General features: G+C 61.4%; 24 protein-coding genes. 13 read left to right on the top strand and 11 right to left on the bottom strand.

Features of this window, described 5'->3' with window-relative positions:
• Positions 1-17 precede the first annotated feature (17 nt).
• Positions 18-611 carry an NUDIX domain-containing protein gene (locus tag QEO92_RS05145; protein ID WP_227702385.1) on the bottom strand — a complete coding sequence of 198 codons (594 nt, stop codon included), beginning with the start codon at positions 609-611 and terminating at the stop codon, positions 18-20.
• Positions 608-2746 carry a molybdopterin-containing oxidoreductase family protein gene (locus QEO92_RS05140; protein WP_227702384.1) on the bottom strand — a complete coding sequence of 713 codons (2139 nt, stop codon included), beginning with the start codon at positions 2744-2746 and terminating at the stop codon, positions 608-610. The genes QEO92_RS05145 and QEO92_RS05140 overlap by 4 nt, the downstream gene beginning before the upstream one ends.
• An 83-nt stretch (positions 2747-2829) precedes the next feature.
• Here QEO92_RS05140 and QEO92_RS05135 point away from each other — a divergent pair, with 83 nt between their 5' ends.
• A complete protein-coding gene (locus QEO92_RS05135; protein WP_227702383.1) occupies positions 2830-3678 on the top strand; it encodes a 23S rRNA (adenine(2030)-N(6))-methyltransferase RlmJ in 849 nt (282 codons plus the stop codon).
• 6 nt (positions 3679-3684) lie between these two features.
• On the opposite strand, the gene QEO92_RS05130 is transcribed toward QEO92_RS05135, so the two are convergent.
• On the bottom strand, positions 3685-4650 hold the full coding sequence (locus tag QEO92_RS05130; protein ID WP_227702382.1) for a lysylphosphatidylglycerol synthase domain-containing protein: 966 nt from the start codon (positions 4648-4650) through the stop codon (positions 3685-3687).
• Positions 4651-4841: 191 nt separating this feature from the next.
• Between QEO92_RS05130 and QEO92_RS05125 the strand changes: the two genes are divergently transcribed.
• Together QEO92_RS05125 and QEO92_RS05120 are read left to right on the top strand one after the other, a co-directional pair.
• Entirely contained in the window at positions 4842-5465 is a 624-nt protein-coding gene (locus tag QEO92_RS05125; protein WP_227705092.1) for a ribonuclease T2 family protein, read from the top strand.
• A 21-nt stretch (positions 5466-5486) separates the two neighbouring features.
• Entirely contained in the window at positions 5487-6083 is a 597-nt protein-coding gene (locus tag QEO92_RS05120) for a glutathione S-transferase (protein WP_037150590.1), read from the top strand.
• 60 nt (positions 6084-6143) lie between these two features.
• Here the strand turns inward: QEO92_RS05120 and QEO92_RS05115 are convergent, their stop codons facing one another.
• Complete coding sequence (locus QEO92_RS05115; RefSeq protein WP_037150588.1) at positions 6144-6782, bottom strand: outer membrane protein; 639 nt, start codon at positions 6780-6782, stop codon at positions 6144-6146.
• Positions 6783-7478: 696 nt separating this feature from the next.
• Here QEO92_RS05115 and uvrC point away from each other — a divergent pair.
• From uvrC to QEO92_RS05095, 4 genes are all read left to right on the top strand, one after another.
• Complete coding sequence (gene uvrC, locus QEO92_RS05110) at positions 7479-9509, top strand: excinuclease ABC subunit UvrC (protein WP_227702381.1); 2031 nt, start codon at positions 7479-7481, stop codon at positions 9507-9509.
• A gap of 274 nt (positions 9510-9783) precedes the next feature.
• Entirely contained in the window at positions 9784-10371 is a 588-nt protein-coding gene (gene pgsA, locus QEO92_RS05105; protein ID WP_037150578.1) for a CDP-diacylglycerol--glycerol-3-phosphate 3-phosphatidyltransferase, read from the top strand.
• Complete coding sequence (gene moaD, locus QEO92_RS05100) at positions 10368-10625, top strand: molybdopterin converting factor subunit 1 (protein ID WP_037150576.1); 258 nt, start codon at positions 10368-10370, stop codon at positions 10623-10625. Before pgsA ends, moaD begins: the two co-directional genes overlap by 4 nt.
• A gap of 123 nt (positions 10626-10748) precedes the next feature.
• On the top strand, positions 10749-11213 hold the full coding sequence (locus QEO92_RS05095) for a molybdenum cofactor biosynthesis protein MoaE (RefSeq protein ID WP_227702380.1): 465 nt from the start codon (positions 10749-10751) through the stop codon (positions 11211-11213).
• Positions 11214-11235: 22 nt separating this feature from the next.
• On the opposite strand, the gene QEO92_RS05090 is transcribed toward QEO92_RS05095, so the two are convergent.
• The 3 genes from QEO92_RS05090 to QEO92_RS05080 all read right to left on the bottom strand — a co-directional run bounded on the left by QEO92_RS05090 (position 11236) and on the right by QEO92_RS05080 (position 12856).
• Positions 11236-11625 carry a type II toxin-antitoxin system VapC family toxin gene (locus QEO92_RS05090; RefSeq protein WP_227702379.1) on the bottom strand — a complete coding sequence of 130 codons (390 nt, stop codon included), beginning with the start codon at positions 11623-11625 and terminating at the stop codon, positions 11236-11238.
• A complete protein-coding gene (locus tag QEO92_RS05085) occupies positions 11622-11855 on the bottom strand; it encodes a type II toxin-antitoxin system Phd/YefM family antitoxin (RefSeq protein WP_227702378.1) in 234 nt (77 codons plus the stop codon). Before QEO92_RS05085 ends, QEO92_RS05090 begins: the two co-directional genes overlap by 4 nt.
• A 104-nt stretch (positions 11856-11959) precedes the next feature.
• Positions 11960-12856 (bottom strand): branched-chain amino acid ABC transporter permease, encoded by an 897-nt coding sequence (locus QEO92_RS05080; RefSeq protein ID WP_037150567.1) that lies wholly within the window; start codon positions 12854-12856, stop codon positions 11960-11962.
• 65 nt (positions 12857-12921) lie between these two features.
• Between QEO92_RS05080 and QEO92_RS05075 the strand changes: the two genes are divergently transcribed.
• Together QEO92_RS05075 and QEO92_RS05070 are read left to right on the top strand one after the other, a co-directional pair.
• The gene (locus QEO92_RS05075; RefSeq protein ID WP_227702377.1) at positions 12922-13470 is read left to right on the top strand and encodes a CGNR zinc finger domain-containing protein; all 549 of its coding nucleotides are present in this window, start codon (positions 12922-12924) and stop codon (positions 13468-13470) included.
• Complete coding sequence (locus tag QEO92_RS05070; protein WP_407720880.1) at positions 13467-13973, top strand: hypothetical protein; 507 nt, start codon at positions 13467-13469, stop codon at positions 13971-13973. The genes QEO92_RS05075 and QEO92_RS05070 overlap by 4 nt, the downstream gene beginning before the upstream one ends.
• Positions 13974-14115: 142 nt before the next feature.
• On the opposite strand, the gene ndk is transcribed toward QEO92_RS05070, so the two are convergent.
• Both ndk and QEO92_RS05060 read right to left on the bottom strand, forming a co-directional pair.
• Entirely contained in the window at positions 14116-14538 is a 423-nt protein-coding gene (ndk, locus tag QEO92_RS05065) for a nucleoside-diphosphate kinase (RefSeq protein ID WP_210051063.1), read from the bottom strand.
• Positions 14539-14618: 80 nt separating this feature from the next.
• The gene (locus QEO92_RS05060; protein ID WP_227702376.1) at positions 14619-15308 is read right to left on the bottom strand and encodes a glutathione S-transferase family protein; all 690 of its coding nucleotides are present in this window, start codon (positions 15306-15308) and stop codon (positions 14619-14621) included.
• 226 nt (positions 15309-15534) lie between these two features.
• Between QEO92_RS05060 and QEO92_RS05055 the strand changes: the two genes are divergently transcribed.
• From QEO92_RS05055 to QEO92_RS05045, 3 genes are all read left to right on the top strand, one after another.
• A complete protein-coding gene (locus QEO92_RS05055; protein WP_227702375.1) occupies positions 15535-16563 on the top strand; it encodes a GGDEF domain-containing protein in 1029 nt (342 codons plus the stop codon).
• A gap of 74 nt (positions 16564-16637) precedes the next feature.
• Positions 16638-18521, top strand: coding sequence for a ribosomal protection-like ABC-F family protein (abc-f, locus tag QEO92_RS05050; protein ID WP_227702374.1), 1884 nt, complete (start codon positions 16638-16640; stop codon positions 18519-18521).
• A 106-nt stretch (positions 18522-18627) separates the two neighbouring features.
• Entirely contained in the window at positions 18628-20670 is a 2043-nt protein-coding gene (locus QEO92_RS05045) for a prolyl oligopeptidase family serine peptidase (RefSeq protein WP_227702373.1), read from the top strand.
• 37 nt (positions 20671-20707) lie between these two features.
• On the opposite strand, the gene QEO92_RS05040 is transcribed toward QEO92_RS05045, so the two are convergent.
• Complete coding sequence (locus tag QEO92_RS05040) at positions 20708-21157, bottom strand: DNA polymerase III subunit chi (protein ID WP_227702372.1); 450 nt, start codon at positions 21155-21157, stop codon at positions 20708-20710.
• Complete coding sequence (locus QEO92_RS05035) at positions 21157-22647, bottom strand: leucyl aminopeptidase (RefSeq protein WP_227702371.1); 1491 nt, start codon at positions 22645-22647, stop codon at positions 21157-21159. Before QEO92_RS05035 ends, QEO92_RS05040 begins: the two co-directional genes overlap by 1 nt.
• A 104-nt stretch (positions 22648-22751) precedes the next feature.
• On the opposite strand from QEO92_RS05035, the gene QEO92_RS05030 reads away from it, so the two are divergent.
• Entirely contained in the window at positions 22752-23672 is a 921-nt protein-coding gene (locus QEO92_RS05030; protein WP_280107494.1) for a phosphatase PAP2 family protein, read from the top strand.
• Positions 23673-23751 lie beyond the last annotated feature (79 nt).

The raw sequence follows: 23751 nt of genomic DNA, 5'->3' as shown, positions 1-23751 counted from the left end.
GCCGTTGTTCCTGGGATTCAGCCCGAAATCGCCGTCCGATTGATCACCGCCCATTGCAGCAGCATGATCGTCTTGGCGTCGCAGATCTCGCCGCTTTCAATCATCGCCACGGCTTCATCGAGCGGCAGTTCCACCACCTCGATGTCCTCATGTTCCTCCGCCAGCCCGCCGCCGCCGTTGATGCGGTCGGCAAGGTCGATCGGTGCATAGAAGAAGTGCACGAGTTCCGTCACCGATCCGGGCGAGGTCAAAGCCTTGAACAGGTGGCGCACCTCGCGCAAACGGTAGCCTGTCTCCTCCATCGCCTCGCGGCGGATCGCGTCCTCGGGATGATCCTCGTCGAGAAGGCCGGCAGGCACTTCGATCATCCAGCCGGGTTCGCCGGAGAGATAGGCCGGCAGGCGGAACTGCTTCACCAACACCACCATGCCGCGCTTCGGATCATGGAGCAGGATGCAGGCCGCCGGCGTGCGGTGGTAGATTTCCCGGTGCAGGCGATGGGTCTCGCCGTTGCGGTCCATATAATCGAGTTCGTAGTTCGACAGCCGTGTCCAGCCATCCGACAGCGTCTTTTCGCTGACGATCTTCACTCGCGCACCATCATCCGTCATGCGGCGTCCTTGCGAAGCCAGACCTTGTTGTCGTGGAAGGCCGCGCCACCATAGGGCGCCACTGCGTCGGCGCCGGTCAACACGTTGATACCCTCGCCATCGAGATGCTTCCGGTTCGGCCAAAGCCCTTCGGCGATCAGCACACCCGGCCGCGCGCCCGGTACGATCCTGGCATGCAGGCGGATTTCGCCGCGCTGGTTGCCGAGCCGGACGATATCGCCGTCCGCAATGTCAAGCCGGGCCGCATCGGACGGTTCGATCATCACCTCCGGCCTCCCTTCCCGCTCGTAGGAACTCTTCGTCTCGGTGAAGGAAGAGTTCAGGAAGCTGCGCGCCGGCGATGTCGCAAGCCTGAAGGGATGCGCTTCGTCCGCCACCTCGATGACGTCGACCTGATCGGGAAAGACCGGCAGTTCGGAGAGCGGCCCCATCGGCCCGACATTCTTCGGCGGTTTGTCCGGCGACGGGCCGTTCGCCCAGTCCGGGCTGAAACGAAACTTGCCATCCGAATAGCCGAAGCCCCTGATATAATGGGCCGTTTCAAAATCCGGCTGCGCGTCGATCCATTTTTCCCGTTCCAGCACGTCGACGCCCGGCCAGTGGCTTGCCTTCAAAATGTGATCGATATGCTCTCGCTCGTTGAGACCGAAACCGGGGTAATGATCGACGCCGAGACGCTTTGCCAGTTCCTCGATAACGAAGAGGTTGGTGCGCACGGTCGGCGGTGGTTCCGTGATCTTCGGCCCAAGCAGGATGTGCTGCTGCCCACCGGCGCGATAGATGTCGTCATGTTCGAGGAACATGGTGGCCGGCAGGACGATATCGGCGACCTCCGCCGTATCGGTCAGGAACTGCTCGTGGACGGCGACGAACAGGTCGTCGCGCATGAAGCCCCGGCGCACAAGGCGCTGTTCCGGCGCGACGTTCATCGGGTTGGTGTTCTGGATCAGCATGGCAGTCACCGGCCCGCCATAGCGCAAGGCTTCCGCATCGCCCGTCAGCACGCGGCCGATCTGCGACTGGTCGAGCTGGCGGATGTCCGGGTCGGCATAGGCCGTACCCATCAATTCCGACTTGTTGAGCCTGAAGATCTCGCCGTTGTTATGGAAGGCGCCACCGCCCTCGTACTGCCAGGAACCGAGCACGGTTGCGATCGAAAGAGCAGCATGCATAGCGACCGCGCCGTTGCGCTGGCGGGCAAAACCGTAACCCAATCGGAAGAAGGTCTTTCTGGTCGTCCCGACGAGCTTGGCGAAATTCTCGATCTCATCGACGGACAGGCCCGTGATCGCGGATGCCCATTCCGGCGTTCTCGTCTTCAGGTGGGCTTCGAGCCCAGCCGGATCGTCGGCATATTTTTCCATATAGGCGCGGTCGGCATAACCGTCGCGGAAGGCGACATGCATGACGGCGCAGGCGAGCGCGGCATCTGTCCCCGGCCTGACTGTCAGCGCGATATCCGCCTGCTTCATGGTCGGGTTGTCGTAGATGTCGATGACGACGATCTTCGCGCCGCCCTCCTTGCGGGCCTTCACCGCATGGGTCATGACGTTGACCTGGGTCGAGACGGCGTTCGTCCCCCAGATCACCACGCAATCGGATTTCGCCATCTCGCGCGGGTCGGGGCCGCGAAGCGCGCCGGTCCCCATCACATAACCCGTCCAGGCCATGTTGGTGCAGATCGTGCCAAAAAAGCCGGAATATTTCTTGGCGTGACGTAGCCGCTCGATCGAATCTCGCTGCACCTGGCCCATCGTGCCGGCATAGAAATACGGCCAGACGGCTTCCGAGCCGTGCTTCGCCTCGGCCTTCAAAAAGGCATCGGCGATCTCGTCGAGCGCCGCCTCCCAGGAAAGTTCCTGCCAATCGCCGCCGCCCTTGGCACCCCTGCGGCGCTTCGGCACCATCAGCCGGCCGGGATGGTAGATGCGCTCGGAATAACGCGCCACCTTGGCGCAGATGACGCCGGCGGTATAGGTGTTGTCGGCCGCGCCGCGCACGCGGCCGATACGGCCGTCGGCGGTCAGGTCGACATCCAATGCGCAGGCGGACGGACAGTCGTGCGGACAGACGGTGTGGCCGACAGTCGTATGACTGACAGCGGTTTTGGCGGAGATCGGGGTCGCAACGTTCATGGCTTTTCTATATTGCAAGCAGAGGGCCACAAAAAGCGCGATTTGCGGCGCATCAATTTTATTCAAGCGAGACTCCAGTCACAATGAACTACCGGCATATCTATCACGCAGGCAATTTCGCCGACGTCCTGAAACACGCGGTGCTGGCGCGGCTGATCCGCTATGCCCAGAAGAAGGACAAGGCGTTCCGCGTGCTCGACACCCATGCCGGGATCGGTCTTTATGATCTTTCGTCCGAAGAGGCGCAGAAGACCGGCGAATGGCGCGATGGCATCGGGCGGCTCCTGGAAGCAGAGCTTCCGGCGAATGTGTCCGAACTGCTGGAGCCTTATCTCTCGACCGTCAGAGAGCTGAACCCCGACGGCGCGCTGAAACTCTATCCCGGCTCGCCAAAGCTCGCCCGCATGCTGTTTCGCCCGCAGGACCGTCTGTCGGCGATGGAACTGCACCCGGAAGACTTCAATCGCCTGCATAACCTGTTCGAGGGCGACTTCCAGGTGCGCGTCACCGAACTCGACGGCTGGCTTGCACTTGGCGCGCATCTGCCCCCGAAGGAGAAACGGGGAATCATCCTGGTCGACCCTCCTTACGAGGAAGAAGGGGAATACCAACGGCTGGTGAAGGGTCTTGCCAATGCCTACAAGCGTTTCCCCGGCGGCACCTACTGCCTTTGGTATCCGATCAAGAAGGGCGCGCCGATCAAGGTCTTCCACGAGGAGCTGCAGGCGCTCGATATCCCGAAAATGCTCTGTACGGAACTCACCGTCCGCAGTGATCGCGAGACCACCGGCCTCACCGGCTCCGGTCTCGTCATCGTCAATCCGCCCTTCACCTTGAAGGATGAGTTGCACGTGCTGTTGCCGGTCCTGAAGACAATCCTCGCCCAGGATCGTTTCGCCTCGCAGCGCACCTTCTGGCTTCGGGGCGAATAATCCGATTCACGAGGTCTCCCGTTTGCCTCTCTCCACATCCGGCGGATGCTCGGCGCGGAACCGCGACCGCTCGAAGACCAGGATCACCACCAGTGCCATGGCGAAGGGGATGAGCAGGTAGAACAGCCGGAAGACCAGCAGGGCGGCGATGACATCCGCCGGATCCATGTCCGGCAATCCCATGACAAAGACGAGTTCGAGGACGCCGAGCCCGCCCGGCGCATGGGAGATGAGCGCCGCCGAAAAGGAAATCAGGAAGATGCCCAGCACGACGAGGAAGCCCGGATTTCCCGCCTCGGGCAGCGCGAAATAGATGATGCCTGCGGCACCGACCAGCTCCACCGGCGCGATGATGAGCTGCGGCAGCACGACCCGCGGTGCCGGATAGAAGATGCTGATCGAGCCGATCTTGAGCGGCCTGAGCTTCAGGAAGCTCGCTGCGACATAGAGCGCGATGAGGAAAAGAATGACCAGTCCGGTTCCCGTCGAGGCTTCGACCGGCACGACATCGCCGAAACGTTCGGTAAGGTCCGGTTCGATGACGAGCACCAGACCTGCGAGCAGGAGGGTTCCAAGGACGAATGTGAAGGAGCATATGGCGATCAGAACGCCGATTTCGGCCGGTGTCAGGCCCTTGGAAGAATAGGCACGATAGCGGACCACCGCTCCCGAAAAGACGGACGCGCCGACATTGTGGGACAGCGCGTAGGTCGTGAACGAGCAGATCGTGATGAACCACCAGTCGACCTTGCGCCCGAGATGCATCAGAGCGATACGGTCGTATCCGGCGAGCGCCGCATAGGCAAGCAGAGTCGAGAGGCCGGCCAGCATCCAATGGGTCGACGATATCGCCTCCAGACTGAGCCACAGATCGTCCAGAGACAGCCCGCGCAATTCCTTGTAGAGAAGCCACGCCGAAAGCGCTATCGTCAGTCCGCCTATCGTCGGCCACAGGTATTTCTTGAATGTCATCCAGTCACGTCGCTCTTTACTCCCTGCCTCTATCCGGGCTTTCCGCTTTCCGCGAAGGGTTACTCTATTCGCCGAAACTCTGATTGTTCAACCGTTCAGACCGATGCCTGTTCCGAAGATCGAGATTTCCGACAATGACGCCGATTTTTAAAGCGACAGCCAAGAGCATCATCGCCGCAGCGCTTTTTTTCATGCCGGTAACAGCCACCATCGCCCTGGCCCAGCAACGTCACGACGATCGCGCCGGGCAGTTCGATTTCTACGTCCTTTCGCTCTCGTGGTCGCCAACCTTCTGTGCCTCGCAACGCGGCAACGAAAGCGATCAGCAATGCGGCGAGACCAGGGATTTCCGCTTCATCGTCCATGGGCTCTGGCCACAATACGAGAAAGGCTATCCGGATTTCTGCGAGACCCGCGAGCCGGGCCGTGTGCCGCGCTCGGTCGGCGAACCGCTTTTCGACATCATGCCGTCCATGGGACTCATCGGCCATCAGTGGCGCAAGCATGGAAGCTGCACCGGCCTTGGCCAGCGGGAGTATTTCAACGAGACCCGCCGGGCTTTCGAGCGTATCCGCCTGCCCTCCGATCTCTCCCGCGGCGACAGCGCCGTGACGCTTTCGGTCGATCAGATCGAGGAGAAGTTCGTCTGGGCAAACCCCGGTATGAGCCGCCGCGGCATTTCCGCAAGCTGCGAGGGCCGTCGGCTGGAAGAGGTGCGTATCTGCCTCACCAAGGACCTGCAGTTCCGCGATTGCGCCGAGGTGGATGGTGACGGCTGCCGCGCGGGCAGCATCACGCTGCCGCCGGTGCGCTGAATTTCATAAAGAGGAAAGACCATGAAGCTGCTTTATTCGCCGGCCTCGCCCTATTCCGCCAAAGTGCGCATGGCGGCACGTCATCTCGGCATCGGGATCGCCGAGGTGAAGACCGATACCAACTCCAATCCGCCGGAACTCGTCGACAGCAATCCGCTCGGCAAGATCCCGGTGCTGATCCGCGACGGCGAGCCGCCGATCTATGACAGCGTCGCCATCATGCACTATCTCGACCGGTTGTCCGGCGGAAAGCTCTATCCGAAGAAGGATGGAAAACGCACGGAAGCGGAAGTGCTGGAAGCGTTGTGCGACGGCATCATGGATTGCCTTCTCGCAATCGTCTACGAGCGTCGCTTCCGCCCGGAGGAAAAGATCCACCAGGGCTGGATCGACAAGCAATGGGAAAAGGTCATGCGCGGCCTGGATTATCTCGAAAACAACCTGCCGAAGACCGGCAAGAAGCTCAATGGCGGCCATTTCGCGCTCGCCGCCCTGATCGGCTATCTCGACCTGCGCTTCAACGGGCAATGGGCGGAAGGCCGTCCGGAACTCGCCTCATGGCCCGATACCTTCGCCAAGCGGTTTGCCGATTACGGCGCGATGAAATCGTCCGGATAAACAAGGCAAAAAGCCCGGAGCGACGCTCCGGGCTTCCCCAGCCTGTGAAGGCTTTCGAACTTAGAACTTGACGCCGATACCGACCTTGACGCTGTGGTCGTCGAAGCCCTTCGAGACCGAACCCGTGGCGAGGTCGTAATCTTCGGCCGCGAAGTCGGTATAGCGATATTCGATACGAGCGGTGATGTTGTTGGTGACGAACGCTTCCGCACCTGCACCGACCGTATAACCGACCGAAGTCTTGTCGTCGGAAGAGATGCCGTCGCTCAGTTCGTTATTCTGGAAGGCGACACCGGCCGTACCATAGATCAGGAACGGGTTGAGGTCATAACCGACGCGGCCGCGGACCGAACCCTTCCAACCACCTTCGCCGGTGTAGCCATTGGGGCTCGGACCGTCGAGGCCGTTGTAGCCGACATCAGCTTCGATACCGTAGACGACCGGACCGGTCTGGAAGTTGTAACCTGCGAAGGCTCCGCCGCCGAGACCGTCGGCGTCATAGTCGCCACCACCGAAGCGGCCCCAGTCATATTCACCGTAAGCACCGAGATAGAACCCCTGCCAGGTGGCGGCCGGTGCCGGCTCTTCGACCGCGACCGGAGCCTGCGGAATCTGCTCTACGGCATCAGCGGCATTGGCCGCGGAGATTGCGATGAAGCTGGCTGCCGAGGCCATCAGAGTTGCGATAAGAGTACGCATACATTTTCTCCTTTTACTGCTGTGCCGGGAATTTCGTCGCGACAACACGATAGTCGACGCATTTGTTCCCTACCCACTGGAGGCGAATGTGGATGCCAAATGAGGAATTGAAAGAGCCGAAATGTGAATTGATTGCGGCAGACAGAAGGCGAAAGTTTGATGTTGCTGTACCGCAACATGTAATTCATTAACCTTAACTGTTCCTTACTTTAAATATAAATTTCTTTACCTTCGTGAAATACTTCTTAAAACGCAAGAACAGCTTCGTCAATATATCTTGACAGGCAGCCACTCGCGGCCGCCCTCGTGCGGTTTCGACTTTTATCTTCAGAAAAGTCTGCGCCTGCCGCGAGCAGAAGGAGATTTTAGACATGGGAAATAAAGACCTTCAGGCGCCATCCGGGACAAGGACCCGATCGACGAAACGCTTTGCCGGATTTCTGCCTCAAATCATCCCCGACAAAGGCGGCGTTTCGGCCTCGAAGCACGAAGGCAAGGCATTCGCCTGCCACGCTTTCAAAATCAGGCCTGAGTCACTATGTCTGTCGCAACGGCCGATCGGGAGCCCGGCCGGCTATCCCGCAATCTTTTGACAAGCCGCCGATGACGAGCCCATGGTTCGAATCGGCAATGGTCAGGCATCGATCGCGAACGGAAAGCCGAGTTCGCAGGTCGTATCTGGCGGAGACTTTGGAAATGAACGGAACGAAGCTGCCCGACGGCGGCGTTCTCTACGACGAGACGGAAGACGATGACGACGACGCTCCGGTGAGCGAGCCGAGCGCAGGCCTCGCTGTGTCGATCGACTGGAACGAGGCTCTCCGGAACGAGAGCGGGCTGAAAGGCGCCGAGCTTATCGGCGAATTCGTCAAGCACCTGCCGAACCAGCCTGGCGTCTACCGCATGTTCAACGAGGCGGGCGACGTGCTCTATGTCGGCAAGGCGCGCAGCCTCAAGAAGCGGGTCGGCAACTATGCGCAGGGCCGCGTCCATTCGAACCGCATCGCCCGTATGGTGCGCGAAACCACGCATATGGAATTCGTCACGACGCGGACGGAGACCGAGGCGCTGCTGCTCGAGGCCAATCTCATCAAGCGTCTGCGCCCACGTTTCAACGTGCTTCTGCGCGACGACAAGTCCTTCCCCTATATCCTGATCACCGGCGACCATCGGGCGCCAGCCATCTTCAAGCATCGCGGCGCCCGCGCCCGCAAGGGCGATTATTTCGGCCCCTTCGCATCCGCCGCCGCCGTCGGTCGCACGATCAATTCGCTGCAGCGGGCGTTCCTGCTGCGCACCTGTACCGACAGCGTCTTCGAGACGCGCACCCGCCCCTGCCTGCTCTTCCAGATCAAACGCTGTTCCGGCCCGTGCACCCACGAGATCAGCGACGAGGATTATGCCGGCCTTGTGCGCGAGGCGAAGGATTTCCTCTCCGGCAAGAGCCAGAACGTGAAATCCGCGATCGCCGCCCAGATGACGGAAGCCTCGGAAGACCTCGATTTCGAGCGCGCAGCGGTCTATCGTGATCGTCTTGCTGCGCTCTCCCATGTCCAGAGCCATCAGGGCATCAATCCGGCGGGCGTCGAGGAGGCGGATGTCTTCGCCATCCATCACGAGGGCGGGCTCTCCTGCATCCAGGTCTTCTTCTTCCGTACCGGCCAGAACTGGGGCAACCGGGCCTATTTCCCGAAAGCCGATCCGCAGATGCCCGGCACGGAGGTCTTGAACGCCTTCCTGGCGCAGTTCTACGACGACAAGCCGGTGCCGAAGCAGATCCTGCTTTCCGAAACCGTCGAGGAACAGGACCTGCTGGCGCAAGCGCTTTCCGAAAAGGCCGGCCATAGGGTGATAATCTCCGTGCCGCAGCGCGGCGAGAAGAAGGACCTTGTCGATCACGTGCTGGCGAATGCCCGCGAGGCCCACGGTCGCAAGCTCGCCGAGACTTCATCGCAGGCGCGGCTGCTGCACGGGTTCGCCGAGACCTTCGGCCTGGCCCAGGTCCCGCGCCGCATCGAGATCTACGACAACTCGCACATCATGGGCACCAATGCCGTCGGCGGCATGGTCGTGGCGGGGCCGGAAGGCTTCGTGAAGAACCAGTACCGCAAGTTCAACATCAAATCGACGGACATCACCCCCGGCGACGACTTCGGCATGATGCGCGAAGTGATGACCCGCCGCTTCTCGCGTCTTCTCAAGGAAGAAGGCCTGCCGGACCGTAGCGTCGCCACCCAGGAGGACGCGGCCGATGCCGCCTTCCCCGCGTGGCCGGACGTGATCCTGATCGATGGCGGCCAAGGCCAGATGACCGCCGTGCGTGCCATCCTCGACGAGCTCGGCATCCGCGATGTCGTCACCGCGATCGGAGTCGCCAAGGGCGTCGACCGAGAGGCCGGCCGCGAGCGTTTCTTCGCGGACGGGAAAAGCGACTTTTCACTGCCGCCGCGCGATCCGGTTCTCTATTTCATTCAGCGCATGCGCGACGAGGCGCATCGTTTCGCTATCGGCTCGCACCGGGCTCGGCGCAAGAAGGAGATGGTCAAGAACCCGCTCGACGAGATTTCCGGCATCGGACCTGGCCGCAAGCGCAAGCTCCTGCAGCATTTCGGCACGGCGAAAGCGGTCTCCCGCGCAGGCCTCACCGACCTGATGGCGGTAGAAGGCATTTCCGAGGCCGTCGCAAAGCAGATCTACAATCACTTTCACGAGAGCCGGGCGGGGTGAAACTATCCACGTAAGTTGCGCCTCACCCTGACCCTCTTCCCGCAGACGGGGAGAGCGAACGTGCCATGCGCAACGTCGGGGGGTGGAGGAAAACGGTGCGGCACATGCCTTTCTCCCCGTAAGTACGGGGAGGCGTTGCCCGACAGGGCGGAAGAAGGGCAATAAAAGCGGGAGCAGACGGGCCGCCGCATTCTGCTACAAAAAAGCCGCGGGAACATGTTGACGCTCAGCCTCCAAAGCCTCAACTAGGGACAAACATCGCAATAGGTCATCCATGGCTTCCCGCGCATACAACATTCCCAACCTGCTCACCTATGCGCGTATCCTGGCCGTGCCGGTGATCGTCCTTTGCTTTTTCATCGAAGGCCGGCTCGAAAGCTCGGATTTCGCCCGCTGGACGGGGCTTACCATCTTCGTCGTCGCCTCGATCACCGATTATCTCGACGGTTACCTGGCCCGCATCTGGAACCAGACATCGAATATCGGCCGCATGCTCGATCCGATCGCCGACAAGCTGCTGGTCGCGTCCGTGCTGCTGCTGATGGCCGCCGACGGGACGATCGCCGGCTGGTCGCTCTGGGCGGCAATCACCATTCTGTGCCGCGAGATCCTCGTCTCAGGACTTCGTGAATACCTGGCGGCACTGAAGGTCTCCGTACCGGTAACGCGGATCGCCAAGTGGAAGACGACGATCCAGATGGTGGCAATCGCCTTCCTGCTTGCCGGCCCTGCGGGCGACAAGATCATGCCCTATATTACCGAGCTCGGCATTGCGCTCTTGTGGATCGCAGCGATCCTGACCTTCTATACCGGCTACGACTATTTCAAGGCCGGGCTGAAACATCTGGTGGATGAGGAATGACCACGAAACTCGTCTATTTCGCCTGGGTGCGCGAGCGGATCGGCAAGCCGGAGGAAGAGATCGAGCTTCCGGCCGATGTCGTCACCGTGCGCGATTTGCTGAATCATCTGAAGGGCCTGGGCGAAGAATACGAGAATGCGCTTCAATATCCGGACGTGATCCGCGTGGCGATCAACCAGGAGCATGTGGAACATTCCGAAAGGATTGCAGGCGCGCGCGAGATCGGGATATTTCCGCCGATGACCGGAGGGTGAGGAGCGGTCCGGCGAAGCCGGAGAAATCGATCCTGTGAATCGATTTCAGTGACGAACGCCCGGAGCCAAAGCGACGGGCGGGCGCCGGTGAGGCAACTCGGCTCACGGCAGCGGAGATATCAGATGTCGAAAATCATCCCTACCATCCGCGTCCAGGCGCAGGACTTCGACCTGCAAGCCGAAATCGATGCGCTGACTGCCGGCCGCAAGGATATCGGAGCCGTTGTCACGTTCACCGGCCTGTGCCGCGATGAACAGGGCGCGCTGTCGGCGCTGGAACTGGAACATTATCCCGGCATGGCGGAGGCAGAGATGCGCCGCATCGCCGAACTCGCCATCGAGCGCTTCTCGCTGCTTGACCTCACGGCCGTGCACCGCCACGGAAAGATCCTGCCGGGCGGGAATATCGTGCTTGTCGTCGCCGCAGCCCCGCATCGGCAGGCCGCCTTCGACGGGGCCAGCTTCATGATGGATTTCCTGAAAACCTCGGCCCCCTTCTGGAAAAAGGAGCATGGCGCCGACGGCGCGACGGGCGACTGGGTCGCCGCCAAGGATGCGGACGACAAGGCCCGCGACAAATGGCGGTGATGACGCGACCGGCCTCTGCTCGTCACCACAGACGGATCAAGCCTGGAAGCGTATCGAATATCTCATCGGCGGAGACGAGCGGGATGGAGGAATGCAAAGCCGTTGCCGCCAGGAGCCGATCAAAAGGATCGCGGTGCTCCCAAGCCATCATGGCACCCTGTAAACAGATTTGCGGCGCAAGCGTCGCCACCCTGCCGCCCTGCTCTTCGAGCAGCGCGGGCAATTCCTCCACATAGGGCGCTATCTCGGGCCATTTGCCGAGGCGGACCTTCTGGCCGATCTCGAAAAAGCTGACAGGGCTGACAAACACGGCGTCCGCTTCCAGAATCGCCCCAACCGCTCTCCCGGACAGGCGTTCGTCTCCGGTCAAGGACCAGGCCCAAGCATGGGTATCGAGCAAGATTGCAGTCAATTCTTGCCTTCCCACAGGCCCAATTCATCCTCCCCCATTGGCTCAAAGAAATCGGGACCGCCAGGCTTGATCTTGCCCTTCAGCAATCCGATCGTGAACCCGTGCTGCGGGATCGGTACGATCTTGGCAACAGGGACTTTTCCCTTCGCAATGATGACTTCCTCGCCGGCTTTCGCCAGCTCGATGAGCTTTGACAGATTGGTCTTGGCCGAATGGATTGTGACTTGCATGGGGATGTCCTAGCTAACTTAGCTAAATTTAGTCGTTTTGGCTTATAAAATCCAGCCTCGGCAAAGTCGAAATGACGGTGCCGTCTGCGGCAACGGGAAGCCGCTCACGGCACCACCCTCTCCCGCCGGCTCATGACCAGCACGGCAACCAGCGCCGAGACGATCACCAGATCGCGCCAGACGATCGGGCCGTAGCCGCTCCAGAGTGTCTCCGCAAAACCGATCACCGCGGCACCGGCCGCCGATCGCAACGGATTGGAATGGCCGCCTGCCGCTGCGATCAGCACCACTTTCAGCCCGAACAACAGGCCGGCGCCGAAATCCATCGTGCCGTAATGGGAGGTCGCAAGAACGCCGCAGATCGAGGCGAAGAGCGCTGCGGACACATAAGCCGTCACGAAGACGCGGGCGGAATTTGTGCCGGCAAGCTCCGCCGCAAGCGGATCGTCGGCAACGGCCCGCCAGATGCGCCCCCAACGGGTATGGGAAAGCACGAATGTGCCTGCGACGATCATGGCGAGCATGATCGCCACGTTGATGAGCTGGATGAGCGTCAGCGTCACGGGGAAACCGCCGCCCCGCCAGAAAACCACGACCCGGTTCAGGAAAGGCGGCAGCCAGAGTTCGCGTGTGTCGGAAGCGAGCCGCGCGCCCTCCATCAGCACCATGAGAACGCCGAGCGATGCGACGATCATCGCATTGGGAGAAACCTTTGCCAGCGGCCGCATCACCAACTGCCCGACCGTCGCGCCCGCCCCCACTCCGCCGATCAGCGCCACCATGGCTCCCATGGCCAGCGCCGCCGGCAGGATCAGCCAGAACCGGTCCCAGCCGATATGGGCAATGAGCAGATAGAGATGGCCGGAAAAGGCGAAGATCGCCCCATAGGTGATGTCGGCACGCTTCGTCACGGCGAAGGCGATCGCATAACCGAAGGCGAGCGCCGCATAAAGCGCCGCCAGCGGAATCGCATTCGCCAGTTGCTGCAACAGATAGGCCATGGACACTCCGGAAGCAGCTTCAAATATAACTGTCCAATCTCGTTTTGCCAGTTATAATCTCAGGCATGAGCTTTTCCTGGACCCCGCATCGTTTCGTCGGAGGCGCGCTGGCGCTGGATGTCGCCAACAGCGTCATTATGCGCTTCGACCCCAAGCGCAGCATCGACCGTTTCGCGAAGCTCGAACAGATGAATGCCTTTCCGAAGGCAGCCGAGGAATTTTCGGCCGAACGAGCACTGTTCGGCAAGCTCGCACCGGTGAAACCCCAAAATCACAAGCCTTTCCTGGCTCTGCGCGAGGCGATCGACCGTTATTTCCGCGCCCGCGTGCTCGGCGAAGAGGAACATACGCTGCTTGCCGACTTCCTCGACGCCACAGCCTCGATCCTGCGCCTTGCGGAGAAGGACTCGCTTGAGGCCGCGACCGCGCATTCCGCCCTTCGACTGCTCGCCGAGGAGGGAATGGCCCGGTTGAAAATCTGCGGCAATTGCGGCTGGCTGTTCATCGACCGCAGCAGGAACCGCAGCCGCACCTGGTGCGACATGGCCGTCTGCGGCAATCGCGTGAAAGCCAACCGCCACTATCATCGCAAGAAGAAGGAGGCCACGACATGATGCGCCGGCTCGTTTTCTGCGCCCTTGCCGCACTCCTGCTCACCGCCTGCCAGCGCGAGGCGGACGAACCGTTGGCCGAGCTTTCCGGCCGGGTGTTCATCTTCAACTACCGGGTGGCGGCGGCAAACTACGTCGTCACGCTCAGAAAGACAGCGCCTTTCCCTGAAAACAGTTATGCGGAAGCGGAGTTCGAAAACCCGCAGGGCGGTGCGGCGCTCGTGGTGCGGCAGAAGCTTTTCCCAGCCATGGAAAAGATCGTTCTCGAAAGCCCGGATCTCAAATGCGTCAGGAAGGACAAGCCCTATTCGGTGAAAATCCGCCTCGTCGGCGCGGACGACAGGCCATTGCAGACGATCGAGACGAGCATCACCTCCAACATGGACCAGACGGCAATGATGCCGGGCAAGCCGCTGGTGGTCGGACCGATCTACACGCCGAATCCGGAGGTTTTCAAGGCGGACGGCAGCGTCGACTATGACAAGCAAGCCAACTGTCCGGCATGAAATCCTGAAAGGGGAAGCAGCCCCTCACCCTAACCCACTCCCCGCATGCGGGGAGTGGGTCCCGGCAGGGAGATAAGGGGCAAAGAGCAAAAAGCCGAGGCGCGAGCCCCGGCTTTTCCTGTTCCATCGCTGACTGAAGCAATCAGCCGACGATTTCGGTTTCCGAGAACCAGTAGGCGATTTCCTGAGCGGCGGTTTCCGGCGCGTCGGAGCCGTGAACCGAGTTTTCGCCGATCGAAAGGGCGAAGGTCTTGCGGATCGTGCCTTCGGCGGCCTGGGCCGGGTTGGTGGCGCCCATGATCTCGCGGTTCTTGAGGATGGCGTTTTCGCCTTCCAGGACCTGAACGACGGTCGGGCCGGAGGTCATGCCTTCAACGAGTTCGCCGAAGAAGGGCCGTTCCTTGTGGACTGCGTAAAAACCCTCTGCTTCGCGCTTGCTCATCCAGACGCGCTTGGATGCTACGACGCGCAGGCCGTTGTCCTCAAAGACCTTGGTGATGGCGCCCGTCAGGTTGCGCTTGGTGGCATCCGGCTTGATCATCGAAAACGTGCGTTCAATCGCCATTGTTCTATCCTTCATCTCCAACGGAAAGTGGGCGGTGTTTACCCGCCCCTTTCACTGGAAACAAGGGGGTTCCGGCAATTTCACGCGGCTGTCACATGCCGCCCGACGCCATCATGGAGGTCCAGGCAGCGTTCGAACCACTGCCCGACCGGGTCGTCGTCGGCAAATACCTTGACGCCGGTGGTAACCCTCATCCACTGCAGCGCGCCGAACAGGATGTAGTCGGCAAACAGCGGGCCGTCACCACCGATAAACTCCTGATATTTCAGCGTCTGACGCACGGGTTCCAGCTTTGCGGCGAAGGCGGCGATCGCCTCGTCGCGGCCCGCCCTCATCTCCTCCAGCGTCCTGCCGAGAAAAGCCTCCCGGCTCTTGCGGAAATAGATCCGGTCGGTCTCACCAAGCATGTCATGGATATCGGCGACGGCAATATTGGTGACGGCAGGATGGATGATGGTCTGCGAGAAGCGCTCGACGAAACGGGAAAGCGCCTTGCCACCTTCGCCGCCGAACAGCGTCGGCCGGTTGGGATAGGTCTCCTCCAGGTAAAGCGCGATGTCGAAACTGTCGCGGATCAGCTCGTTGCCGTCCCTCAGGATCGGCACGGTCTTCGAAAAGCCGTTCTCCAGCGCCGGTATCTCCGTGAAGGGCGTCGGCTTCTCGATGAAGTCCAGCCCCTTGTGGCGAAGCGCCAGCACGACCTTCCAGCAATGGGGTGAGAATGGGCGGCTCTCGTCGGCGCCGCAGAGGGAATAGAGGATACGGGTCATGTCAGGCTCCTGATCTTCGATCGCAAATAGTGAAGGCAAACGGGCCGTCAAATCCAGTCAGGAAATTTCATGGATCCCATCACGCGGCAACCATACCGGCCGCGCCGTCCACTCTCTTTTAACCCTGTCATCGAGCCGCGGCGCCGTTTTCAGGAGATATTAAATGGAGATCACGCATGAGTTTTCGCGGATATCGAATAAATCCGATCGAGCGCGGGAGCGAGATATGGCGGGTGAAGTCAGCAAGGCAGCGAGGGACGGAAGCCTGCAGGCGGTGGTAAGCCGCATGGCAAAGCTGGATGTCGGCGGTCTGCCGCGCAATTACGAGCTTTTCCACGAAGCGCTTTCCGGCGCCGATGCGACGCTTTCCCGCGAATTACTGTCGCTCCCCTCTTCGCCGTCCCAAGCGCTGCTTGATGAGATCGGCCTCAGATACCAGTTGCCGGGCTTCATCGCGCTTGCGCCGTCCGCCTCCCGCGATCAGGAAATCAGGCTTCTTCGGGATCTGAAGGAAAAGATGGCGAGCGGCGTGACGCAGAAGCAAGGCTTCACACGTGTCCTCGAAGCCGTCGCCCGCAGCCTTCGCGAAGACAGCGATGCAGGCCCAAGAGATATTCTTGCCGAAATCGAATACCTAAGCGTCTCCCTGTCGGATGCGGTGGTGGCCGAAACGGAACTGGAGGCCGCGCTCAAGGCAGGCATAGACCGCCTTGCCGGCGCCAGCCAGAAAGCTGCAGCCGCCCGCGCCATCACGCTGACGGACCGGCTGACCTCGCTGCCGAACCATGCCGCATTCGCCGAACGTCTCGAGGCTCTCTATGCTTCCCCGGCCGACGACCACGGCATGGCACTCTTCCTGATCACGATCCCCGATCTTCCGGACATCAGCCGGACCTATGGCGAAGCAGCGGCCGGCCGGATTGTCAGAAAGGCTGCCACGACCTTCCGCAGGGCGATCAAGAAGAACGATTTCGTCGCGCGCATCGGCAGCGGCGATTTCGCCTTCCTGCTCCGCGACGTGAGCCGCGACAGCGTGCAACCGATCGCCGAGCGTCTGATGACCACGATCGCCGACAACCTGGTCTTTGCCGCCTCCGACAAAACAGCGGCCACGCTCGAGCTTTCAATCGGCGTTGCCCTGGCGCAGGACGCGTTCTCGCCGCAACAATTGCGCCTGCAGGCCACGGCTGCTCTGCAGACAGCGAAGGCAAACGGACGGCCGGCCGTTTTCGTCCCCGACCAGGCCAGGCGTTAGCTTCGCCGAAATCGGAGCGGCGGGCGCCTGCACCCGTCTTGCCTTCGCGGCCGGTTTCGGCCAAAACGCCGGCCATGATTACGATCACCGAACTCTCCGCCCGCGTGGCCGGGCGTCTTCTCCTCGATCATGCCAGCGTGACGCTTCCGGCGGGCGCGAAGGCCGGGCTCGTGGGCCGCAACGGCGCGGGCAAATCCACGCTCTTCCGGGTGATCACCGGTGATCTCGCGGCCGAAAGCGGATCTGTGAGCATCCCGAAGAACGCCCGCATCGGCCAGGTGGCGCAGGAAGCGCCGGGCACCGAGGAGTCGCTGATCTCGATCGTGCTTTCCGCCGACAAGGAGCGTAGCGCCCTTCTGCACGAAGCTGAGACCGCAACCGACCCGCATCGGATCGCCGAAATCCAGATGCGGCTTGTCGATATCGACGCCCATTCGGCGGAAGCGCGCGCGGCGAGCATCCTCTCCGGCCTCGGCTTCGACCATGAGGCCCAGCACCGTCCCGCCTCGTCGTTTTCCGGTGGATGGCGCATGCGCGTAGCGCTCGCGGCGGTGCTTTTCGCCGAACCGGACCTGCTGCTGCTCGACGAACCGACCAACTATCTCGACCTCGAAGGCACCATGTGGCTGGAGGACTATGTGCGGCGTTACCCGCATACGGTCATCATCATCAGCCACGATCGCGACCTTTTGAACAACGCCGTCAACTCGATCGTCCATCTCGACCAGAAGAAGCTCACTTTCTACCGCGGCGGCTACGACCAGTTCGAACGGCAGAAGGCGGAAGCCGACGAGTTGCAGATGAAGGCGAAGGCCAAGAGCGACGCGGCGCGGAAACACATCCAGAGCTATATCGACCGCTTCCGCTACAAGGCCTCCAAGGCCCGTCAGGCGCAGAGCCGCATCAAGGCGCTGGAGCGGATGGGCACGGTCTCGGCTGTCATCGAAGATCACGTCCAGCCGATCACCTTTCCCGAGCCGGAGAAACAGCCTGCCTCGCCGATCGTCGCGATCAGCAAGGGTGCGGTCGGTTATGTTCCCGGCAAGCCGATCCTGAAGAACATCACGCTCAGGATCGACAATGACGACCGCATCGCGCTGCTCGGCTCGAACGGCAACGGTAAATCGACCTTCGCGAAACTCATCTCCGGCCGCCTTCAGGCAGACGGAGGCGAGATGAAGCTGGCTCCTGGCCTGAAGATCGGCTTCTTCGCCCAGCATCAGCTCGACGACCTGATCCCCAATGAGACGCCCGTCGATCATGTCCGCCGGCTGATGCCGCAGGCGGGAGAAGCGCAGGTACGCGCCCGCGTTGCCCAGATGGGGCTTGCGACCGAAAAGATGGCGACCGCGGCGAAAGACCTGTCCGGCGGCGAGAAGGCGCGCCTGCTGATGGGGCTTGCCGCCTTCCACGCGCCGAATCTGCTGATCCTCGACGAACCGACCAACCACCTCGATATCGACAGCCGCCGGGCGCTGATCGAGGCGCTTAACGATTATGATGGCGCCGTCATCCTGATTTCGCACGACCGACACCTGATCGAAGCGACGGTCGATCGCCTCTGGCTGGTCAACGAGGGCACGGTGAAACCTTTCGAGGGCGACCTTGAGGAATATCGCGACCTGATCGTCTCGGCCGGCCGCAGGAAGGATGACAAGCCGCAGGCTGCCGATGAGCCCGCCTCGAAATCGGATCAGCGCAAGGCGAATGCCGAAAAGCGCGCCTCGCTCGCGCCGCTCAAGAAAAAGATCAATGAAATCGAGGCCTTGACCGCGAAGCTGGAGAAGCAGATTCAGGCTCTTGATAAAGAGCTTGCAGATCCGGCGCTCTACGACAAGGCTCCCGCCAAGGCTGCGCAGAAGGCCAAGGAGCGCGGCGAAGCGGCGTCAAAGCTCTCGGCTGCAGAAGAAGAATGGCTGATGCTTTCTTCCGAATACGAAGATGCGATGGCGGGCTGAGCGCCGCCTCATCAAAACCTGCACCGCTCAACCCGGAATGACGATCGCAGCGGTTGCCCATCGCGCTTCTGGACCATACGTATGGCTTCCTGACTGGAGACCCGCCATGGACCTTTTCCTTGAAACCGATGACGATCCGAAGACACTTGCCTTTGTGGCGGAGCTGAACAAGGCTTCCGACGAGCAGTTGCAGACACCGGAATTCGAGAAGGACCGCGACATCGTCAAGGCGATGTTCGAACGCGAGGACCGGCTGATCGTGCCCAGCCGGCGCGGCAATTGGCTCTTCGACTATCATCGCACCAAAGACAATCCGCTCGGCATCTGGCGTCGGCTCCCGGCGGATCAGGAGCCGCGTTCAGACGCTGACTGGGAAACGGTCTTCGACCTCGATGCCTTCTGCAGGCAAGAGGGCAAACGCTGGATCTATTACGGCGCGATCACCTGTCCGTTCGAGCCAACGCTGGTGCTGCTCATTCTCTCGGACGGTGGCTCCGATCTTTTGCGGCTCATCGAATTCGACACGGCGGCCAGGGCGATTGTCGAAGGCGGCTTCGATACGCCCGCCGCGCGCGCCCATGCAAGCTGGCTGAGCCGCGACGAGATCGCCTATTTCGGTTCGGTTGACGAGAACTCCGCCACCCGCTCGGGTTGGCCGCGGGTCGGTCGCCGATTGAGGCGTGGGCAGAATCCCCAGGATGCACCTGTCTATTTCGAGGCCGGCAAAGACGACGTCTACGGGTCGGCCTTCTCCATCGATCCCCTCTTTTGGCGCGGCAAGCCGGGCGAGCGGCCAATAGAAGTCTTCTTCATTGGCCACGAGATCGGCAAGGTGAGCGTGCATCTGCGTGACGGCAAGGGCGAGATCCGCCGCCTCGACCTGCCGGCCGAGATCGACTACTCGATCAATCACAGCCATATCCTCTGGCGCGTCAAGACGGACGAGCGTTTCCCGACCGGCAGCCTTATCCTGCAGGGCATTGCGCCGTTCTCGGACAATTTGCTCGGGGAACCGCGCGTGCTGTTCACGCCGAGAGACGGGCAATCGATCGCCCAGATGGCGCTACTCAAGACATGGGCCCTCTTCATCGTCAGCGACCGGATGGTCCCGAAGTTTTACCTGTTCGATTTGACCAAGGCGGATGCCGAACCGGAGGAGTTGCCGCTGCCGCCCGAATTGCAGACCGTGAACTTCCGGCTGCTCGATGCGGACCTGACCCTTGGTGAAGAAGTGCTGACCGTCATCGGCCAGGGTTTTCTCCTGCCCTACAGCACCTACCGCCTGGACCTGACCGGGCGAAGCCGAAAGCCGGAACTCGTTCTGACCGGCACCGCGCCGGCCTATTTCGATGCCGAAGGCATGCGCACCGAACTCCTGGAAGCCACGTCGGAAGACGGGACGAAAGTGCCCTATCACATCGCTTTCCCCAAGACCTGGACCAAGGGCGAACTGCCCGTGCTGATGTATGGCTATGGCGGCTTTGCCTCGCCCCTCGCGCCCTACTATTCGGGCAATAACGGCCTATGGCTGGAACATGGCGGCGCCTATGTGCAGGCCTATATACGCGGCGGCGGCGAGCTCGGGCCTGACTGGCACCACGTCGCCAAGGGCCGCGGTCGTCACAAGGCATTCGAGGATTTCGTGGCGGTCGCCCGGGATCTCGTCAGGCGGGGCTACACCAAACCGTCGCGCATCGCCTGCACCGGCGGCAGCAATGGCGGCCTGCTGACGGCCGTTATGCTGACGCGATACCCAGAGGATTTCGGCGCTGTCTGGACCCGCGTGCCCGTAATCGACATGTCGCGCTTCCACGTCTTCCCTGCCGGCAAAGCCTGGATGGACGAGTACGGCAATCCCGACGTCGAAGCCGATCTTGAATACATGCTCGGCTATTCGCCGCTGCACCAGGTGAAGCCGACCGCCGAGATCAGCTATCCACCGGTCTATATCGAAAGCTCATCCAATGACGACCGGGTCCATCCCTCCCACGCCCGCCGCTTCGCCAAGCGGCTGATCGAGGCGGGACATACACCGCTGTTCCATGAATATGGTTCCGGCGGACATGGCGGCGCCGGCGATTCCTCGGAGCAAGCCGCCCGCCTGGCGATGGGCTACAGCTTTCTGCGCCAGACGATCATGAGCGGCTGACCGGAACGGCGGCCGCGCGACGTGAGCACGGACCGTATCAAGCCTTCTTGACCCAGCGCCCTTCCTCCGACTGCTGCCAGTAGGTGAGCGTATGCCCCTCGCCCTTCAGCTTCTTCCATTGGGCGCGGGCATTTTCGAGTTGCGCGGCGTCGTAGCCGTCGAACATGAAGACGATCCGTTGATAGGTTTCGACCGGCGGCGGCTCGGCGCCGTCGACCAGGAAACGCACGTTGGCGCCATTGCCGTTTTCCGCTTCGGCGGTCAAAAGCACCGGCTGGGCCTCGGCCATCGGCGCCGTATCCGTGCCATGCGGCAGAAAGCTGTCCTCGCGAAAGGTCCAGAGATGCGCGTCAAGAAAATCCCGCCGCGCCTCTCCGCTCGTCTGCACAACCACCTTCCAGCCTCTCTCGACACTCTTTTCGAGCAGCGCCGGAAGAGCGTCCTCGAGCTTGGACTCGGTCAGATGGTAAAACAGGATTTCGGTCATCAGGCTTCGTAGTGCGCCCGCACCAGTTCGTCCAGAAGGCGCACGCCGTAACCCGAGCCCCAGGACTGGTTGATCTCGTTTGCCGGCGAATTCATCGCCGTGCCGGCGATATCGAGATGCGCCCAGGGTGTTTCCCCCACGAAGCGCTTCAGGAGCTGCGCCGCAGTGATCGACCCGGCCTGGCGGCCGCCCGTGTTTTTCATGTCGGCGAACTTCGAATCGATCAGCTTGTCGTAATCCTTGCCGAGCGGCATGCGCCAAAGCTTTTCGCCCGTCACTTCGCCAACAGCGCTGAGCTGGCCCGCCAGCGCGTCATCGTTCGAGAAGAGCCCGGCATGCAGGTTGCCGAGCGCCACCACGATCGCGCCCGTCAGCGTCGCAAGATTGATCATGAAGCGCGGCTTGAAGCGGTCGTTGCAGTACCAGAGCGCATCGGCTAGCACGAGACGGCCTTCTGCATCCGTATTGATGATCTCGATCGTCTGGCCGGACATCGTGGTGACGATGTCGCCCGGGCGCTGGGCATTGCCGTCCGGCATGTTCTCAACGAGACCGAGAATGCCGACCGCGTTGACCTTCGCCTTGCGGGCGGCGAGCGTGTGCATGAGGCCGATCACGGCAGCCGCGCCGCCCATGTCGCCCTTCATGTCCTCCATGCCGGCGCCGGGTTTGATGGAAATACCGCCGGTATCGAAGACGACGCCCTTGCCGACAAAGGCGACCGGCGCGTCCTTCGTCTTGCCGCCCTTCCATTGCATGATCGCAAGCCGCGGAGGCCGCGCCGAGCCCTGGGCGACGCCGAGCAGCGCGCCCATGCCGAGCTTCTTCATCTCCTTCTCGGTCAGGATCTCCACATCGACGCCGAGCTTTTCCAGATCCCTGGCCCTGTCGGCGAATTCGACCGGGCCGAGCGCGTTCGGCGGCAGATTGACGAGTTCGCGCGCCAGGGTGACCCCGCCGGCGATCGCTTCCGATTCGGCGAAAGCCTTCTTGGCGGCCGCATGCTCGCCGGTGACGATCGTCACCTTCACCGTCTTCGGCGCCTTTTCCTCGTCGTCTTGCTTCTTCGTCTTGAAAGCGTCGAAACTGTAGCTGCGCAGCAGCATGCCGAGCGCAAGGCCTGCCACCTGTTCGCCGCCGACCTGCAAACCGGGGGCATCCGCAAAAATGGTCACCTTGGACATCGATTTGACCGCGGCGGCGGCAACGCCACCCGCCTTCAGCCAGTCATAAGCCGTCAGGGCATCCGCCTTGCCGAGGCCCAGCACGACGAGCCGGTCGGCCGGCGAGCTCTGCGGCGCGATGATGTCTAGTGTCGTCATCGCCTTGCCGGAGAATTTTCCAATCTCCGCCGCCCTTGCGACGATGCCGGCCGGATCGACGTCGGCAGCACCTGCCGCCGGTCCATCGCCGGCAAGTTTGAGCTGGATGGCAAGTCCACCGTCGATCTTGGCGGACTTGGCGAAGGAGATATCGAATTTCACGGACATTGCGGCTCCAGAAGACTCTCGAAGAAGGAGCCGAGATCATCACCGTTTCAGCGCGAACGCAAGGTGGCGATCCGCTTCCGCCTTCACAGGCGCGAGAACGTTTCATGGCGATTCGTATGCGAGCATCAAAAACCTTTCACATTCGCATGCGAAACGAAGAAATAGAATCACCCGATTTCATTCCGATCAATGTTGTACTAAGTTCCGCGCGGGGGCCTTTATCGGAAATCAACAATTCGGCACAACCAGCTGTTCAAGAAATTCTAGCCATGACCGTCAGACAGTTCCTTTCGAGACCTTCAGGCTGGTTTATCGTGCTCTTCGGGGCTTGGTGGTTGCTGCTGGCAATCTTCTATCTGTTTCCACGGATCGATATCTGGGTCGCGCACGCCTTCTTCATCAAATCCGTTTGCGGCGGCTTGGACATCCAAGGCCAGATCTGCGGCAGCTTTCCCTACGGTACGCAGGCCGTCTTCATCGTCATCCGGCGCATATTCTTTTACCTGCCTGCGCTCGTTGCGATCTATCTGCTCTATCGCCTGCTCGCCAATCTTCAGCACCATGGCACCACATATTGCAGACGCAAGACACGCGATTACTCGATCGCCCTGACCGGCTTCCTGCTTGGCCCGCTCGTGGTGGTCAACATGATCCTGAAGGAGATATCAGACCGGCCGCGCCCCTATCAAACCGATTTCTTCGGCGGCAGGCACGTCTTCATGCCGGCCGGAGACTTCCAGGGTGCCTGCGCCAACAACTGTTCCTTCGTTTCCGGCGAGGCCGCCGGCGCCGGATGGCTGGCCTGCCTGATCGTGCTGATACCGAAGCCGTTGCGCCCGATTCTAGGACCGCCGCTCATCACCATCTCACTGATCTCGCCGGCGCTCCGCGTCGCCTTCGGCGGCCATTATTTCTCGGATGTCACGCTCGGCTGGCTGTCCTCGCTGGTCATCTATGCCTGCGTGGCAGCGTGTTTCGAAATGTCACAACGCGAAAGAAAACGAGAGCTTCAAACAAATTTGTGACACCACCCCTGTCGCAAACCCGCTCTGGATCGCTTAGATAGGCGCGGCTGCCATCAGTGGTGTGACGAGGTCATCACCC

Source organism: Neorhizobium petrolearium (assembly GCF_029854435.1).
Taxonomy (GTDB): Bacteria; Pseudomonadota; Alphaproteobacteria; order Rhizobiales; family Rhizobiaceae; genus Neorhizobium; species Neorhizobium petrolearium.
Note: the sequence above shows the minus strand (reverse complement) of the source record. Positions and strands in the feature narration are given on the sequence as shown.